The sequence below is a fragment of the Yoonia sp. 72 genome, assembly GCF_034652275.1.
Lineage (GTDB): Bacteria > Pseudomonadota > Alphaproteobacteria > Rhodobacterales > Rhodobacteraceae > Yoonia.
Genome location: NZ_JAXIWG010000003.1, coordinates 488,593 through 505,255 on the forward strand (window position 1 = coordinate 488,593; position 16,663 = coordinate 505,255).

Here is a 16,663-nt window from a genome sequence, read left to right on the forward strand (position 1 = left end):
TATGGCATCAGTCGATGGCAAGACTGCCGCGCGCCTGCCGCAAGATCGCGGCGATTTCACGGAACCTGTCCGCATGCGGCGACGTCGCCCGCCACGCCAGCACGACGCGGCGCGGGCAGGCACCGGGCAGGGGTGTCAGCGCCAGATCATGCCCCCGCGCGATCCCCGCATCGACCGCAAGCTGGGGCAAAAGCGTGATGCCCAACCCTTCCTCGACCATCGACATCAGCGTGGGCAGGCTGGTTGCGGCAAAGGCGTCGCCGGCGGGGGCGGCCATATCGCTGTAAGCCTGCAAGGCATGACGTTGCAGGCAATGCCCTTTTTCCAGCAAAAGCAGTCTGGTCGTGGCGAGTTTCGCCCCCGTTACCTCGGGGTCGGATGCCAGCCTGTGGCCCAGCGGTGTGGCAAGCTGGTAGCCGTCCTCGAACAGCAGTTCGGTTGCGATGGCACCCGTGGGATGCGGCAGCGCGATCAGGATCAGGTCGAGCCGCCCAGCGATCAGCCCTTCGACCAACGTTTCCGTCAGTTCTTCGCGCAGAAAGATATGCTGGTCGGGCCAGCGCAGGCGCAGCAGGGGCAAGGCGCGTGGCACCAGAAACGGCCCAATCGTGGGGATTGCGCCCAGCCGCAGATCACCGCGCACCTGTCCTGCGTGTTCCTGCGCCAGTGTAGCAATATCTGCGACATCATTCAGCACGACACGGGCGCGGCGCACGATTTCGGCGCCCAAGGGTGTCATCATCACCGCCTGTTTGGATCTTTCGGCCAAAGGCACGCCCAGATGATCCTCCAACTCCTTTATCGCGCTCGACAGGGTGGGCTGGGTGACATGGCACATCTCTGCCGCGCGCGAAAAATTCAGCGTGTCGGACAGGGCAACAAGAAAGCGAAGCTGGCGCAGGGTCGTCATGGTCAGCGTGTAATAGATTTCATCTATCACAACAAGTCAGACAATCAATTTCCTCAATGTGGTGTGGATGGCTATCTCTGCTGCATCGCAACCAGAACCCCAGAGGACGCCATGCTTGATACCGCCCACACCCCCGCCGGCCTGCCACGGATGAACGAACCCGCCCCCGATTTCACGGCGCTGACCACGCATGGCATGAAATCGCTGGCCGACTACAAAGGCAAATGGCTGATCCTGTTTTCGCATCCGGCGGATTTCACCCCTGTCTGCACCACCGAATTCATGGCCTTCGCCCGCCGTGCCGATGATTTTGCGGCGCTCAACACCGCACTGCTGGGCTTGTCCATCGACAGCCACTACGCGCATATCGCATGGGTCCGGTCGATCGAGCAGAGCTTCGGCGTCAAGATCGATTTCCCGATCATCGCTGATCTGGATATGAAGGTGGCGCAGGCTTACGGCATGATCCAGCCCGGTGCCTCGGACACGCAAGCCGTGCGCGCGACCTTTGTGATCGACCCCGACGGCAATCTGCGGGCCATGGTCTATTACCCGATGACCAACGGCCGCTCGATTGACGAATTCTACCGCCTGATCGTGGCGCTGCAGACCTCGGCCGAACACAAGGTCGCCACACCCGAGAACTGGGTGCCGGGCCAGCCGGTGATCGTGCCGACCCCGCAGACCACGCAAGCGGCTGACGCGCGGATGACCGAAGGGCTGGATACCGTCGATTGGTATTTCAGCACCAAGACACTGTAACACCAAGACCAAGACAGCGCGCCCGGCCAGCCCGGGTGCGTGACCTGAAAGGATAAGCCATGACACAGTCACCAAAAGTCGCCGCCTTCTGGGATGCACCGACCGGAAGCTGGCAATATGTTTTCCACGATCCCGCCACGATGAAAGGGGCCATTGTCGATCCGGTCTGGAACTTTGATCCGCTGTCGGGTGCGACCAGCATCAGCGATGCGCAGAAACTGCTGGATTATGTGCAAAAGACCGGCATCGACGTGGAATGGGTGCTCGATACGCATCCACACGCCGACCATTTTTCCGCCGGTGTCTGGCTGAAACAGAAACTGGGGGCCAAGACCGGCATCGGCGAACATGTCGTCAAGGTGCAGGCGCTGTGGAAGGATATCTACAATCTCGGCGATGATGTCCCGACCGACGGCAGCCAGTGGGACCACCTGTTCGCAGACGGCGACACGTTCATGGTCGGCAATCTGGCGGTGAAGGTGATGTTTTCACCCGGTCACACGATGGCCTCGGTCAGCTATGTCGTGGGCGATGCGGCCTTTGTACATGACACGCTGATGATGCCCGACAGCGGCACCAGCCGCGCGGATTTTCCGGGCGGGTCGTCGGCGGCTCTTTACGACAGCCTGATGCAGATCTTGGCGCTGCCCGATGACACGCGACTGTATGTTGGCCATGATTACGCGCCGGACCGTGAAGCGGCCTGCATGGCGACCGTCGCAGAGCATCGCGCACGCAACATCCATCTGGCCGACAGCCCCGACAAAGTGGCGTTTCAGGCCCGCCGCGATGCCCGCGATGCGACCCTGCCGCTGCCCAAGCTGATGCTGGCCGCCTTGCAGGTCAATATCCGCGGCGGCCGAGCGCCAAAGGCTGAAAGCAACGGGCGCAGCTACCTAAAGCTGCCGCTCGATTATTTCGAGGCGCGCTGATAATGGCGGAGCGGTGGCGCTACCTGTCTTGCGCCATCGCCCGGAAGCGGCCCATCCAGTCGTTCACGCGACCCAGATGGGCGCTGCCTTCGTTGCTCAGATGGCCGAAATCCATGTAGACAAAAGTGCCGTCCTGCATTGCGTCGCACATGCCGTTCCGGCAGAAATCGTCGTGCAGCCAATAGACCGGGACCTCTTCGGCCACCATGCGCAGCATGACATCAACAGCACTGTCGGCGCGCAAGGCAAAGTCGCAGGTGGCCTCGTCCATGCCGAAATAGACGCTGCGCATCAGGCATTGCCCGATGTTCCAGCCCGTGCGTGGCATCGGCGATACGATGATGACATCGGCCCCTGTTTCACGGATCGCCTGCGCGGTCGCGATCAGTTGCTCCGCGACAAAGGGCAGGTCCGGTCCGGGGATCAGGTCACCGCTGGCGGCTTGCAAGCCATCCCGAAACAGATGGTCGAACGGCGATGACAGCACGACCAGCCGCAGATCGGTCTGCGCCCGCACCCACGCCAGCACGCGGTCGTTGAAAGCGATACACCCCTCTGCCCAGCCTTGGGTGAACACTTGTGCGATGCCTAGAACGGGCGCGCAGCTTTGCAGTGTGAATTGCTGCATCCCGAGGCTGGCTTCGCTGGCGATCATGCCCGGTGCCAGATGGCCGGCAAAGCTGTCGCCCCATAGCAGCACGTCAGGTGTGGGCGATGTCAGACAGGGCGGGGCGGCGATATAGTTCCCCATACAATCGCGATGCAGCCCGGGATTCGGGGCCAGCCTGTTGTCGAGCGTGGCAAAGCTGATCTCGCCGTTCTTGCGCGAGGGAAACCCGTCACCCAGATGCACGACAAGGCCGATGGCGACGATCAAGGCACCAAAGGTCCCGCTGGCAAGGAAAACATGGCGCTGTGACCGCAGCAGAGGGGTGCTGCGGTTGCGGAAAGGCTGTTCGACCCAGTACCACGTGGCCCAGGCCAGCAGCAATGCCGCACAAGCTAGACCCAGCATCAGCGCTTCGCTTGGCTCTGTGGTGCTGCGCAGGCGGGCGAAGGCGAACAGGGGTTGGTGCCAAAGATAGGCGCTGTAGGAAATCAGGCCGATCCCGACGAAACCGCGTGTCGCCAGCACCCGTGCGGCCCAAGTGCGCTGCCCCGCGAACAGGATGACCAGCGCGGTGCCACCGACCGGCAGCAGCGCATAGACACCCGGAAAAGGTGTCTGGTCGTCGAATGTAAAGACAGCGAATACGATCAGACCAAGCCCAAGCGCGGCAAGGGGTTCGTTTGACCGCTGCGCGCGGCCATAGGTCAGAAAGGCGCAAACCGACCCGACAAGCAATTCCCATGCGCGTGTGGTGATCAGATAGAAATTCGCGTCGGGGTCGCGGCGTCCGGTCAGTTCCGACAACAGCAGGCTGCAGACCGCAACCGCGATGATTCCCCACAGCAGACGGGTGCGACCAAAGCGCCAGCCCCACAGCAGGAACACCGGAAACAGCAGGTAGAACTGTTCTTCGACAGCAAGGCTCCATGTGTGCAGCAGCGGCTTCAACTCGGCGGCGGCGGCGAAATAGCCGCCTTCGAGCCAGAACAGGACATTCGATCCGAAAAAGACCACCGCGATCAGGCTTTGCCCGAAAGCCTGCAACTGCGAAGGCAACATCCACATGTAGGCGAAAGGCAGACAGGCCAGCATGACGACAAACAGGGCGGGCAGAATCCGGCGGGCGCGGCGTTCGTAGAACCGCAGGATCGAAAAATGGCCCTGCGCCATCTCGTCGATCAGGATGCGGGTAATCAGATAGCCGCTGATCACAAAGAAAACGTCCACGCCGACAAAGCCGCCGCTGAATGCGCTGAAACCGGCGTGAAACAGGATGACGGGCAATACGGCGATCGCGCGCAATCCGTCGATCTCTCTTCTATAGTGCATTGAGGCCATGTGTCTGGGCTGGATCGCGTTGCGCCGACACCTAGCACCCGTACCCCGAGCTGGATAGAAAAATCGCACCCCGGCGGGCGGTTGCGGCAAACCGTGCTGTCGCATCCCGTGATGCTTGAAATTCGGGCAGGCACCCGTTGCGGGGGGCTGGAAACCGGCGGAACCAAGCCTATTTTCAATACGTTGCGTCGTGGCTTCTTGTGCTTTGCTGCACTGCCGCAATATGAGCAGCAATCGCACGCGCACAGGCGAATCGCCTGACGCGGTGATCGCTTGAAAAATCGGATGATCTGGGGACTTACATGGCTTTTGCGACACGCATGAACAGACGTCAGTTGCTGCGGTCGGGCGCTGCGACCGCTGCCGCTCTGATGGCCTCTGGCGTCATGGCGCAGGATGCAACCGTGCAGGCCGATCCGGTGCCGTTTTCCTTCGACATCCTGACCGAGACCGCGCAAGCGCAGGCTGCGGCCCCCTATGCCGAACCCATCCGCCCCGAGGGATTTCTGGGTGCGCTCGATTATGACGACTACCGGCTGATCCGCTTCCGTGCCGATCGCGCGCGCTGGGCCGAGAGCGACGCTGGCTTCCATGTCCATGCGTTCCACACCGGCTGGCTATTCGGTGAACCTGTCAAGCTGTTCGAGGTCACGCGCGACGCCGATAGCCTGATCGCGACACCGATGGTCTTTTCGACTGCGGATTTCGAATATCTCAACGATCTGGCCGACCGCGTGCCTGCGGGGGCCGAACTGCCCGGTGTGGCCGGTTTCCGGCTGAACACGCCGCTGAACCATCCTGACCGCTTCGATGAACTGGTGTCCTTTCTGGGGGCCAGCTATTTCCGCGCCCTTGGCCGCGACAGCCGCTATGGGCTGAGCGCGCGGGGACTGGCGCTGAACACCGCAGGCCCCCAGCCCGAGGAATTCCCCCGCTTCACGCGCTTTTATCTGGAACGTCCGTCGCAGGGTGCGGGTGAAACAATCGTCTATGCCTTGCTCGACAGCCCCAGCGTCAGCGGTGCCTACCGCTTTGTGATCCGCCCCGGTGACACGACCGAGATGGACGTGACCGCGCGTCTGTTCTTCCGAGCCGATGTGGCCGAAATGGGGATCGCGCCCCTGACCTCGATGTTCCTGTTCAACGGCGTCAACCGCGCTGGGTTCGATGATTACCGCCCCCGCGTGCATGACAGCGACGGGCTGCGGATCGTGCAGCGCGGCGGTGATGTGATATGGCGTCCGCTGAACAACCCGTCCCGCCTTGCGGGATCTTATTTTGTCGAAAACAACCCCGTCAGTTTTGCGCTGCACCAGCGCGAACGCGACTTTGGCAAATACCTTGACGCGGGCGCGCATTACGAAATGCGCCCCTCTCTCGAGGTGGTGCCGCAGGGCGATTGGGGGCCGGGTCATGTGCGTCTGATCGAGATCCCGACCGCGCTGGAGGTTGAGGACAACATCGTCGCCTATTTCATCCCCGAAGGCACAGTTGCAGCAGGGGATACGCGTGAATTCGCCTACCAGCTTCGGTGGGGCGATCTGCCTGAAAGCGATGGCGCTGAACTGGCGCATGTCGTGGAAACGCGCGCGGGTGCGGGCGGTGTATCCGGCGTCATCAACCCCGAGAACAAGCGCAAATTCGTCATTGATTTCAAGGGTGGCTTCTTGTCCCGCCTGACGCAAGCCGACGAACTTACCCCCGTTGTCACCGCGTCGGGGGGCGAGCTTGTCGCTGTTACGCTGGCTCCCGTCGAAGGCAGCGATCTTTGGCGCGTGGTGATCGACGTGCAATCCGACAGCGATCTCGTTGAACTTTCTGCCCATGTCGCGGGTTATGGCCGCAAGTTGACGGAAACTTGGCTTTACCAGTGGATCAGACCCAATGCGTGATTTTCTCCCCGAAGAGGATTCGGACATCGAACGGATCATCGCCGCGATTGGAGCGCCGCCTGCGGCACCTATGGTCGTTGTTCGGCAGGAACTTGAACGGTCGGGCACGCAGGTGTCGCACGGGCTGTTCCCGCGGCTGATCGGTGTGTTCATGCCAAAGGCTGGCCAGTAGATCATGCAAGACGCACAGCGGGGCGACCGCGATGTGACCGCTGTCCGCAGGTTGGCGCTGGCGGCCAGTGTGGCGGCGGGGCTTGTCGCTTTTGTCTTTTTCCTGCGCTTCGGGATCGCGGACGGGCTGGACGGAATTGACGTGCTGCGCAGCCTGTTGCTGCTGGTATCGACCTTCTGGCTGTCATGGGGCGCGATGCAGGCCTTCATCGGGCTGACCACACATGCGGCGCCCCCCGTGATCGACCGCAGCGCGCCGCTTGATGCGCGGATCGCCGTGCTGGTCCCGATCTATCAAGAAGACCCCGTCACTACCTTCGCGCGGATCGCGGCGATGGATATGTCGCTGGCCGCGACAGGCCACGGTGACAGGTTCGATTTCGCGATCCTGTCGGATACCCGCGATGATGTCGTCGCAGCGCGCGAGAGGCTTTGGTATCTGCGCCTTTTGCGCGACCGGAACGGGCAGGGACGCATTTTCTATCGCCGCCGCGCCAGCAACAAGGGCAAGAAAGCGGGCAATGTCGAGGATTTCATCCGCACGTCGGGTGCGGCCTATGAATTTGCGATCATCCTTGATGCCGACAGCCTGATCGAAGGCGAAACCATGGTCGAGATGGCCCGCCGGATGCAGGCGGACCCTGATCTGGGCCTGTTGCAGACCTTGCCGCGTATCATCGGCGCGCGGTCGCGTTTTGGCCGCGCGATGCAGTTTTCGGCGGCGTTCAATTCGCCCGTATTCGCGCGCGGCCTTGCGATGATGCAGGGGCGCACCGGCCCGTTCTGGGGGCATAACGCGATCATCCGCACCCGCGCCTTTGCGCAAAGCTGCGGTTTGCCGGAACTCGCAGGCAAGCCCCCGTTCGGCGGCCATATCCTGAGTCATGATTACGTCGAAGCCGCGCTGCTGGCGCGCGCGGGCTGGACCGTGCGGCTAGATGACGATCTGGGCGGCAGCTACGAGGAAGGGCCGGAGAATATCGTCGATCATGCCAAACGCGACCGGCGCTGGTGCCAAGGCAACCTGCAACATGCGCGGCTGCTCTTTGCCCCCGGTCTGCGCGGGTGGAGCAGATTTGTCTTTCTGCAAGGCATCCTCGCCTATCTGGCCTCGGTGGTCTGGCTGGCGTTCCTGCTGGCAAGCGTGGCCGCCCCTGTTTTTGGCCCGCCTGTCGTCTATTTCCCGACCCAGTACTGGCCCTTGCCGGCGACGCCGCCCGATCAGACGACGCTGGCCGTGGCCTTGGTTATCGGCATTTTCGGTCTGCTGATCCTGCCCAAGCTGTTGATCGGTGCCGATGCGGTGCTGCGCGGGCGGGCGCGCGATTTCGGAGGCTGGTGGGCTGCGACCGCCTCGACCATGTCGGAACTGCTGCTGTCTTCGGTTACCGCTCCGATTTTCATGATGTACCAGACGCGGTCGGTGTTTCAGGTCCTGCTCGGACGTGACGGCGGTTGGCCTGCGCATGACCGAGGCGACGGGCGGTTGCGTGTGGCGGATGCCTTTGCTGCCTGCCACTGGATCGTGGTCTGTGGGCTGTTCGGTCTGGCTTTGGCCGCCACCCTGTCGCCGGGCCTTCTGCTGTGGTTCCTGCCGGTCACGCTGCCGATGGTGTTTTCGCCTTTCATCATCGCATGGACATCGCGCCCCGGCGCGCCGCAGCTGTTCCTCACACCCGAGGAACTGGCGCTTCCGCCGGTGATGCGGCTGCGCGCCACGGTGCTGGACGGATGGCAAGCCGGCGACGTGAACGACGAGCCCGAGCTTTTGTCGGGAGACATGCGCTATGTCTGACATGATCGGCACCCCCGTCGCAGCAGGACGCGACCCCCGGCTGGATGTATTCCGCGGGCTGGCGCTGGTGATGATCTTCATCAACCATGCCCCGCGCAACTGGCTCGAAAATTTCACCAACCGCAATTTCGGCTTTTCGGATGCGGCAGAAGGTTTTGTCTTCATGTCGGGGATCGCCGCCGGTATCGCCTATTCGGGGTCTTTCCGGCGCGGTGATCCGGTGACGGGAATCGCCCGCGTGCTGCGCCGTGTCTGGACGCTGTATCAGGTGCATATCCTGATCACCTTGGTTGCTCTTGCTATCGCTGCGGCTGCCGCACATTGGTTCGGCGCGCCCGAGATGATGCGCAAGCATGGTATTTGGGTGCTGGTGACCGACCCGCTGGGCTTTCTGATCGGGGTGCCGCTTTTGGGGCATCAGCTTGGCTATGTGAATATCCTGCCGCTGTATCTGGTGCTGTTGCTGCTGGTCCCGCCCGTGATCTGGGGCGCGCTGCGCTGGCCGCTGGTCGTGCTGGGCCTGTCTATCGCCGTCTGGCTGGCGGCGGGTATCCTGCGCGTCAATTTTCCGAACTACCCCCAGCAGGGCGGCTGGTTTCTTAACCCGTTCTCCTGGCAACTCTTGTTCGTCGTCGGGCTGCTGACAGGCGTCGCGCACAAGGCGGGGCGGCGGTTCGTGCCGGTCCTGCCGTGGTTGCAATGGCTGACGGGGGGCTTTTTGCTCTTGTCTCTAGTCTGGATGCAATGGCCCGATTTCGCGGCCGTCATGCGCGGCGGGCTGAGGGCGGCGCAGGATGCAGGCGTGCCGTGGGTGATTACGGGGTTCAACAAGACCTATCTGGCCGCACCCCGCCTGCTGCATATCCTTGCGCTGGCCTATTTTCTGTCGAGCTTTGCTATCGTCAGACGGGCCTGCCATCATGCGATCGTGGCACCCTTGGCCCTGCTTGGCCAGCAGGCGCTGCCGGTTTTTGCGCTGGGCACCGTGCTGGCCTTTGCGATTCAGGCGGTCAAGACGGTGACGGGGCAGGATTTCGTGCTTGATACGCTGATGATCGCGGGCGGGCTTATGGCACAACTGGCCTTGGCCGCGTCCAAGCAATACTGGCCCAAGCCGCGCTAAAGCCTGTCGCCCAAGTTTATTCTGCAAGGCCGCTTGTGGCGTGCGGCGTGGATGCACAGCTTCTGTCGTGGCAGGGCAGGGATGCTGCCCGAAAGGATTTCTTTGATGGATTACTTCTATGTCGTGGCTGGCCTTGTCGGCCTGTTTTTTGGTGGCGAAGCATTGGTGCGCGGCAGCGTCGGTGTCGCGCGGCGGCTGGCGATCCCGCCTTTGCTGATCGGACTGACTGTCGTGGGTTTCGGCACGTCGACGCCGGAACTGCTGGTGTCGGTGCAGGCAGCCCTGCGCGGCGTGCCAGACATCGCGGTGGGCAATATCGTAGGGTCCAACATCGCCAATATCCTGCTGATCGTCGGTGTGACGGCGCTGGTCTGGCCGATCACCGTGACGGGTGCGACCCTGCGCCGGGACACGCTGGTCATGGTCGCTGCCGCGCTGGTGCTGGTGCCGGTCTTTGCGCTGGGGGTGATCGGGCGTCTGCCGGGGCTGGTGCTGGTGGCGGGGCTGGCGGGCTATCTGGTTTGGGCCTACCGCACGCCGGGTGCAGCCGAACCCGAGGATGCCGACCTGCCCGCGCCGTCATCCACATGGGTGTCGGTCCTGTGGGTGGTGGGCGGCCTAGTCGTGCTGATGGCGGGGGCACGGTTTCTGGTCGACGGGTCGGTCAACATCGCCCGCGGTTTCGGGATTTCCGAGGCCTTCATCGGGCTGACCATCGTGGCCGTGGGCACGTCCTTGCCGGAACTTGCGACATCGCTGATCGCGGCGTTCCGGCGCCAGTCGGAAATCGCCATCGGCAACATCGTGGGGTCCAACATCTTTAACGTGCTGGGGATTCTAGGGCTGACCGCGATCATCACGCCTGTCCCTGTGGCGGGCCGGTTCCTGACCTTTGATCTGCCGGTGATGATCGTGGCGTCCCTTGTGCTAACCGCGCTGCTGCTGACCCGTCCACAGATCGGGCGCGTGATGGGTGTGGGGCTGCTCGTGGCTTATGTCGGCTACGTCTGGGCCGCGCAGGGGTGATGCCGTCAGGCTGGCGTCAGGGTTATCGGCGAAACCCTCTCGACCCATGACATGAACCACGGCAGTCTGCGGGCTGTTCCGCCCGATCCTGAACGAAAGCCTGCCCCTGATGCGCGTCCTGCTTGTCGAAGACCATCCCCCGCTAGCCGAAGCTGTCTGCGATGCGATGCGCCGCGCCGGTTTCGCCGTCGATCACGCAGGCACCGCCGCCGATGCGCGCGAGATGGCGGCGCTGGCCGATTACGGGCTTGTCCTGCTCGACCTTGGCCTGCCGGATGGGGATGGGACCACGCTTTTGCCGGTGCTGCGCGATGGCGGGCGGGTGCCGGTGATCGTGCTGACCGCACGGGACCAGCTGGCTGACAGGATCGCGGGGCTGGACGGCGGGGCCGATGACTACGTCGTCAAGCCGGTCGAGATGCCCGAACTGGTCGCCCGCTGCCGCGCGATCCTGCGCCGCCCCGGTGACCGGTCTGGCAGCACGCTGATTGTCGGGCCTCTGGCGCTGGACACGGTTGCCCGCAGCGTCAGCTTGCATGGCGCGCCTCTGATCCTTGGCCGCCGCGAGACCGGCGTTCTGGAACAGCTGATGCGCGCGGCCGGTCGGGTCGTGTCGCGCCAGATGCTTGAAGAGGCGATCTATGGCTTCGACGACGAGGTCGGCCCCAATGCGCTGGAAGCCGCGGTTTCACGCCTGCGCCGCGCGCTGGAGGCAGCGGATTGTCCCGTGCCGGTGGTCACGATCCGGGGTCTGGGCTGGATGCTGCCGCGCGAGGGGGCAGTATGACCGCGATGCGCCGCCCGCTGGCGCAGACCCTGACGCGACGGCTTGCGCTGATTGCGGCGGGTGTTGTCGCACTGAACGTCGTGGTCGTGGGCATCTACTATGGCACCGACCGCCCTACGCTCGAGGCCGAGGCGGTGGCGGATATGACCGAACGGCTGGGGGCATCGCTGGAGGGGACGATCCTGCCGGGCGATGCGCCGGTGCGTGCGGTCTTTGCCGATCATCCTGACGCCTATGCCTTTGCACTGGTCGACCGGACGGGCGCGGTGATTGACGCGATGAACGCCGACCTGATCCCGCCCTGTGCCGCGGACCTTTATGCCGATGACTGGATCACACGCATCGACCTACCCGACATGCGGCGCGTGATCGCGGGGCATGAATTCACGGACCGGACCGATGGCCTGCGCATGATCTTCGTGATGAATGCCGATCCGGCGGGGCTGTTGCATCGCGCCTATTTCAGCGAATTGCGCCAGCATGTCTGGGTGCCGGTCCTGCCGATGGCGATAGTGCTGATCTTGGCCAGCGTCCTGCTGATCCGGCGCGAACTGGCACCTGTGGCGCGTGCGGCGGCTTGGGCGCGCGCGATCCGGCCCGGCGCACTGACACCACCCCCCGAGGGTGACCTGCCCGCCGAGGTGGCCGACCTGATCGAGGCGACCGAACGCGCCTTGAGCCGCCTTGCCACTGCGCTCGCCGCCGAAACGCGCCACGCCGCCGAAGCCGCCCATGCGCTGCGCACCCCTGTCGCCGTGCTGGTCGCGCGGCTGGACGCCTTGCCGCAGGGCGAGACGACCGAACGGCTGCGCGCTGATCTGGCGGCCTTGTCGCGCACGGTGCAGCAGGTGCTTGCGGCCTCGCGGACAGATGTCCTTTCGGTGCCGGATGAAGTGGCGCTCGATTTGCGGGGCGCGGCGGAGGCCGTCACCGCGGCCCTAGCACCTTTCGCCTATGGCAAGGGGGTGGAACTGGCGCTGTCCTTGCCCGACGCCCCCGTACTGGCCCGCGCCAACCGCGAAGGGGTGGAACTGGCCCTGTCGAACCTGATCGAGAATGCGGTGCTGCACGGCGGCCCCGGCCTTGTCGAGATCGCCGTCGGACCCGGTACTGTCATCACGGTGCGCGATCACGGGCCGGGCCTGCCTGCCGCTGCGGGGTCACAGCTGTTCAAGGCCTTCTGGCGGGGTCCTGCGGCTGTTCCGGGCGGCACGGGGCTGGGGCTGGCGATTGTCGAGCGTCTGCAAACGGCGCAATCCGGCACGGTCACTGCACAGAATGCCGAAGGCGGCGGATGTCAGATCGTGCTGACCTATCAACCCGCGTAATTTTTTTCGCCATCCGTGCGCATTTTGTATCCCGTCAGGCAGGCGTCAGACACGCTGGCTAGAACACTCCCATCAGATCGACAGACGATCCCCTTGAAGGAGTGAACCATGACCGAGATGCAGACAACCACCGAAGCCCCGACCACACAGACCGAGGGCGCACCCCACAAGCTCGACCTGCGCAGCCTGCGCAAATGGCTGTCGGGCGAGATCGACATCCGCGTGCCGCGCGGCTGGCTGGTCGCAGGCGCGGCAGCTTTTGCCGTGCTGCTGATCGTCGCCTTTGACTCACACCCAACCGACACATTGAAAGGAAAAACATGAAACTCTTCACAATCGCCGCCCTTTGCGCCGCCCTGACCGCCCCCGCTGCCTTTGCCAGCACCCCCACGACACCTATCGCCGATGTGCAGCGCGGCACGATGGTCACGGTCGCGGGCACGGTCGAGCGGATCACGGACGAGGACGAATTCCGCCTGACCGACGCCAGCGGCAGCATCCAGATCTATGTCGGCCCCAACTGGGTGCCTGCCGAAGTCGGCGAAAGCGTGGTCATCAACGGCTTTGTGGACGATGATCTTGTCTTCCCGCGCGAGATCTACGCCCGCAGCCTGACCCGCGCGGATGGCACGGTCATCACATTTGACCTGCGCTACGACTAACGCAGTATCGGCGGCAGGCCGCGACCGGCCTGCCGTTCTGCCCTAGCCCATCCGTTCAGAGGCGTAGGACCCCGGCGAGGCCGGAAACACCACTGTCTTGTTGCCATTCAGCATAACGCGGCGGTGGATATGCGCGTGGATCGCGCGGGCCAGAACTTGGCTTTCGACATCGCGGCCAAGGCTGACGTAATCGGCTGGCGACTGCGCATGGGTGACGCGCGCGATGTCCTGTTCGATGATCGGGCCTTCATCCAGATCGGCGGTGACGTAATGCGATGTCGCCCCGATCAGTTTCACACCGCGTTCATAGGCCTGTTTGTAGGGGTTCGCCCCCTTGAAGCTGGGCAGGAACGAATGGTGGATATTGATGATCTTGCCCGACATCTGCTGGCACATCCGGTCCGACAGCACTTGCATGTAACGGGCCAGCACGATCAGGTCCGCGCCCGTCGCATCGACCACATCCATAATGCGGGCCTCGGCCTCGGGCTTGTTTTCCTTGGTGACGGGGATGCAGTGGAACGGGATGTCGTGGTTCACCACGACCTTCTGGTAATCCATATGGTTCGAGATCACGGCCACGATGTCGATGGGCAGCGCCCCGATCCGCCAACGGTACAGCAGGTCGTTCAGGCAGTGCCCGAACCGGGACACCATGATGATGACCTTCATGCGCACCGCTTCGTCGTGAAAGGCGTAGTCCATGCCGAAACGCGTGCCGATGGCGCCAAAGCTTTCGGCTATCGCGTCCAGCGTCGCACCCGTTTCGCTGGTGAAACTGACCCGCATGAAGAACTTGCCGGTCTCGGTGTCGTCGAACTGGGAACTGTCGGTAATATTGCAGCCGTGGTCAGCCAGAAATCCGGCGATGGCGGCGACGATCCCGCGGGCGCTGTCGCAGGTGACGGTCAGGGCGAATTTGGTCATGGGATACTTTCCGGGATTTGACATAGTGTTGGCGGCTGTGGCCCCCAGCATTTCATACCCTTGCCGCGCTGCACAAGAGGATGAGGATGCGCGAAAGCCCGTGGTCGTCGCTGTTGAAGATCATCCTTTCGCGCGCTGCGCCATAGCGATCACGACGATAAACGCGGCTTTGGCGACGCGCGGCATCAGCACACGCGGCAAAATGCGATCAACCGTTGCCGCGTGAGGCCGAATATGGCATCAAACGAGAAAGCAACTAAACGAAAGAGTTTAGATTTTGACCGACTACACAGCCCGCCGCACGATGATGGTCGACACGCAGGTGCGCCCGTCCGATGTTACCCGCTTCCCGATCATCGACGCGATGCTCAGCATCCCGCGCGAGGAATTCGTACCCGACCATCTGCGAGAGGCGGCCTATGTGGGCGAGAACCTCGACATCGGCAACGGCCGGATCATGCTGGAGCCGCGCACGCTTGCGAAGATGCTGGAACTGGCCGATGTGCAGCCCGGTCATGTGGCGCTCGATATCGGCTGCGGGCTTGGCTATTCCACCGCGATCCTTGCCAGCTTGTGCGATTTCGTCGTGGCCGTTGAAGATAATGAGACGCGTGCCGAAGAAGCCCAAAGCCTTCTGTCGGGGCATGGCATCGACAACGCTGCTGTCATGGCCGGACCGCTGACGGCGGGGTCGGCGAAATCGGGGCCCTATGATCTGATCATGGTGCAAGGCGCTGTCGAACATCTGCCCGAGGACCTGCTGGCCCAACTGCGCGAAGGCGGGCGGATCGTCTGTGTGTTCGCCGAAGGCGCGCTGGGCGTCGTGCGGGTTGGCCACAAGATGGACGGCACGGTCAACTGGCGATTCGGTTTCAACGCCGGCGCGCCGGTGCTGGACGGTTTCCGGCGGCCCGCAGCCTTTGCACTTTGACTGAAACGACCTGGCCCTGATCGGGTCGGACACCAGGTGACACGATAGGGACCAAGATGATCAAACGCAGTGCAATTGCCGGTTTGGCGATGATGATGACCTTGGTCGCAGCACCCGCTGTCCGCGCCGAGACACTGGCCGATGCGCTGGTGGCGGCCTATACCACCTCGGGCCTGCTGGACCAGAACCGCGCCCTGTTGCGTGCCGCCGATGAAAACGTCGCGCAATCGGTCGCCGCCACCCTGCCTGTCATCAACTGGGCGATTTCCACCAGCCGCACCTATAACGCGGCAACGCCGTCCCCTGCACCAAACCGCACGTCATCGACGACCGCCCGTATCGCCGGATCGCTGACGCTGTATGACGGGGGCGCGAACCGCCTTGCGATCGAATCGCAAAAGGAAATCGTGCTGGCCACGCGCCAGTCGCTGCGCGGGGTCGAGCAGAATGTCCTGCTGCGGGCGGTGCAGGCCTATATGAACGTGCGTCGCGAACGCGAATTCGTGCAGCTGCGCCAAAATAACCTGCGGCTGATCACGCAGGAATTGCAGGCCGCGCGCGACCGTTTCGAAGTCGGCGAAGTGACACGCACCGATGTCTCGCTGGCCGAGGCGCGCCTTGCCGGATCACAAAGCCTGCTTGCCGCCGCACAGGGCAACCTTGCCCAGTCGATCGAGGAATACCGCGCCGCCGTGGGTGAGTTGCCCAGTGCATCCGGCACCGCAACACCCGCACCTGTGCCGCCATCTGTGGAAGAGGCGAAGGCCTTTGCCGTGCGCAACCATCCTGATGTCCTCGAGGCGCAGCATTCGGTTGCGGCTGCCGAGCTTAGCATCCAGCGCGCCGAGGCGGCCCAAGGGCCTAGCCTGTCGGCAGATACCTTTATCGCTGTCGACGAGGACTGGAACGAGAGCGCGCAGATCGGTCTGACCTTCGGCGGCCCCATCTACAGCGGCGGTGCCTTGTCCAGTCAGATCCGGCAGTTGCAGGCGAACCGTGATGCCAGCCGTGCGGGTCTGCATCTGGCGCGGATCGGCGTCGAACAGCAGGTCGGCAACGCCTATGCGGCGTTGCAGGTCGCGCGCGCCTCTGCGCAGGCGTCCAACCAGCAGATCAGCGCGGCGCGGATTGCCTTCGACGGCGTACGCGAAGAAGCATCTCTTGGGTCGCGGACCACGCTTGACGTGCTGAACGCCGAACAGGAATTGCTGGATGCCTCGGCCAACGGGATAGCTGCACAGGTGGACGAGGTCATCGCCTCTTATGCCGTGCTGGCGGCAATGGGCCTGCTGACCGCGGACCATCTGCAACTGGCCGTGCAGCAGTATGACGTCACTGCCTATTACAACCTTGTCAAAGGTGCGCCGACCGCCAGTTCCCCGCAGGGCGAGGCGCTTGACCGGGTGCTCGAGGCGCTTAGCCGCGACTAACCTGCCTGTTGTTTTGTGAATGCCCTTCCGCTAGGCTTT

16 protein-coding genes are annotated in these 16,663 nt (G+C 63.4%); 13 read left to right on the forward strand and 3 right to left on the reverse strand.

Going from position 1 to position 16,663, the window contains the following annotated elements; all coding sequences use genetic code 11:
• Nucleotides 1–7 precede the first annotated feature (7 nt).
• The gene (locus tag VCK47_RS14815) at nt 8–940 is read right to left on the reverse strand and encodes a hydrogen peroxide-inducible genes activator (protein WP_322890112.1); all 933 of its coding nucleotides are present in this window, start codon (nt 938–940) and stop codon (nt 8–10) included.
• A gap of 81 nt (nt 941–1,021) precedes the next feature.
• Here VCK47_RS14815 and VCK47_RS14820 point away from each other — a divergent pair, with 81 nt between their 5' ends.
• Complete coding sequence (locus VCK47_RS14820) at nt 1,022–1,672, forward strand: peroxiredoxin (protein ID WP_292251521.1); 651 nt, start codon at nt 1,022–1,024, stop codon at nt 1,670–1,672.
• Nucleotides 1,673–1,731: 59 nt separating this feature from the next.
• Nucleotides 1,732–2,604 (forward strand): MBL fold metallo-hydrolase, encoded by an 873-nt coding sequence (locus VCK47_RS14825; protein ID WP_322890111.1) that lies wholly within the window; start codon nt 1,732–1,734, stop codon nt 2,602–2,604.
• Between the two features lie 19 nt (nt 2,605–2,623).
• On the opposite strand, the gene VCK47_RS14830 is transcribed toward VCK47_RS14825, so the two are convergent.
• Nucleotides 2,624–4,543 carry an acyltransferase family protein gene (locus tag VCK47_RS14830; RefSeq protein ID WP_322890110.1) on the reverse strand — a complete coding sequence of 640 codons (1,920 nt, stop codon included), beginning with the start codon at nt 4,541–4,543 and terminating at the stop codon, nt 2,624–2,626.
• Between the two features lie 311 nt (nt 4,544–4,854).
• Between VCK47_RS14830 and VCK47_RS14835 the strand changes: the two genes are divergently transcribed.
• From VCK47_RS14835 to VCK47_RS14875, 9 genes are all read left to right on the forward strand, one after another.
• Nucleotides 4,855–6,444, forward strand: coding sequence for a glucan biosynthesis protein (locus tag VCK47_RS14835; protein ID WP_322890109.1), 1,590 nt, complete (start codon nt 4,855–4,857; stop codon nt 6,442–6,444).
• Entirely contained in the window at nt 6,437–6,616 is a 180-nt protein-coding gene (locus VCK47_RS14840; RefSeq protein WP_322890108.1) for a hypothetical protein, read from the forward strand. Before VCK47_RS14835 ends, VCK47_RS14840 begins: the two co-directional genes overlap by 8 nt.
• A 3-nt stretch (nt 6,617–6,619) precedes the next feature.
• Nucleotides 6,620–8,410: a glucans biosynthesis glucosyltransferase MdoH gene (gene mdoH / locus VCK47_RS14845; RefSeq protein WP_322890107.1), complete on the forward strand. Its 1,791-nt coding sequence runs from the start codon at nt 6,620–6,622 to the stop codon at nt 8,408–8,410.
• Entirely contained in the window at nt 8,403–9,533 is a 1,131-nt protein-coding gene (locus tag VCK47_RS14850) for an OpgC domain-containing protein (RefSeq protein WP_322890106.1), read from the forward strand. Before mdoH ends, VCK47_RS14850 begins: the two co-directional genes overlap by 8 nt.
• A gap of 105 nt (nt 9,534–9,638) precedes the next feature.
• Nucleotides 9,639–10,559 (forward strand): calcium/sodium antiporter, encoded by a 921-nt coding sequence (locus tag VCK47_RS14855; protein WP_322890105.1) that lies wholly within the window; start codon nt 9,639–9,641, stop codon nt 10,557–10,559.
• A 109-nt stretch (nt 10,560–10,668) separates the two neighbouring features.
• Nucleotides 10,669–11,346, forward strand: coding sequence for a response regulator transcription factor (locus VCK47_RS14860; RefSeq protein WP_322890104.1), 678 nt, complete (start codon nt 10,669–10,671; stop codon nt 11,344–11,346).
• A complete protein-coding gene (locus tag VCK47_RS14865; RefSeq protein ID WP_322890103.1) occupies nt 11,343–12,674 on the forward strand; it encodes a HAMP domain-containing sensor histidine kinase in 1,332 nt (443 codons plus the stop codon). The genes VCK47_RS14860 and VCK47_RS14865 overlap by 4 nt, the downstream gene beginning before the upstream one ends.
• A gap of 108 nt (nt 12,675–12,782) precedes the next feature.
• Nucleotides 12,783–12,998 (forward strand): hypothetical protein, encoded by a 216-nt coding sequence (locus VCK47_RS14870; RefSeq protein ID WP_322890102.1) that lies wholly within the window; start codon nt 12,783–12,785, stop codon nt 12,996–12,998.
• Nucleotides 12,995–13,336, forward strand: coding sequence for a hypothetical protein (locus tag VCK47_RS14875; RefSeq protein ID WP_322890101.1), 342 nt, complete (start codon nt 12,995–12,997; stop codon nt 13,334–13,336). The genes VCK47_RS14870 and VCK47_RS14875 overlap by 4 nt, the downstream gene beginning before the upstream one ends.
• 42 nt (nt 13,337–13,378) lie before the next feature.
• On the opposite strand, the gene purU is transcribed toward VCK47_RS14875, so the two are convergent.
• Nucleotides 13,379–14,263: a formyltetrahydrofolate deformylase gene (purU, locus tag VCK47_RS14880; RefSeq protein ID WP_322890100.1), complete on the reverse strand. Its 885-nt coding sequence runs from the start codon at nt 14,261–14,263 to the stop codon at nt 13,379–13,381.
• A 304-nt stretch (nt 14,264–14,567) separates the two neighbouring features.
• On the opposite strand from purU, the gene VCK47_RS14885 reads away from it, so the two are divergent.
• Both VCK47_RS14885 and VCK47_RS14890 read left to right on the forward strand, forming a co-directional pair.
• Entirely contained in the window at nt 14,568–15,194 is a 627-nt protein-coding gene (locus VCK47_RS14885; protein WP_322890683.1) for a protein-L-isoaspartate O-methyltransferase, read from the forward strand.
• Between the two features lie 56 nt (nt 15,195–15,250).
• Entirely contained in the window at nt 15,251–16,624 is a 1,374-nt protein-coding gene (locus VCK47_RS14890) for a TolC family outer membrane protein (RefSeq protein WP_322890099.1), read from the forward strand.
• Nucleotides 16,625–16,663: the final 39 nt, after the last annotated feature.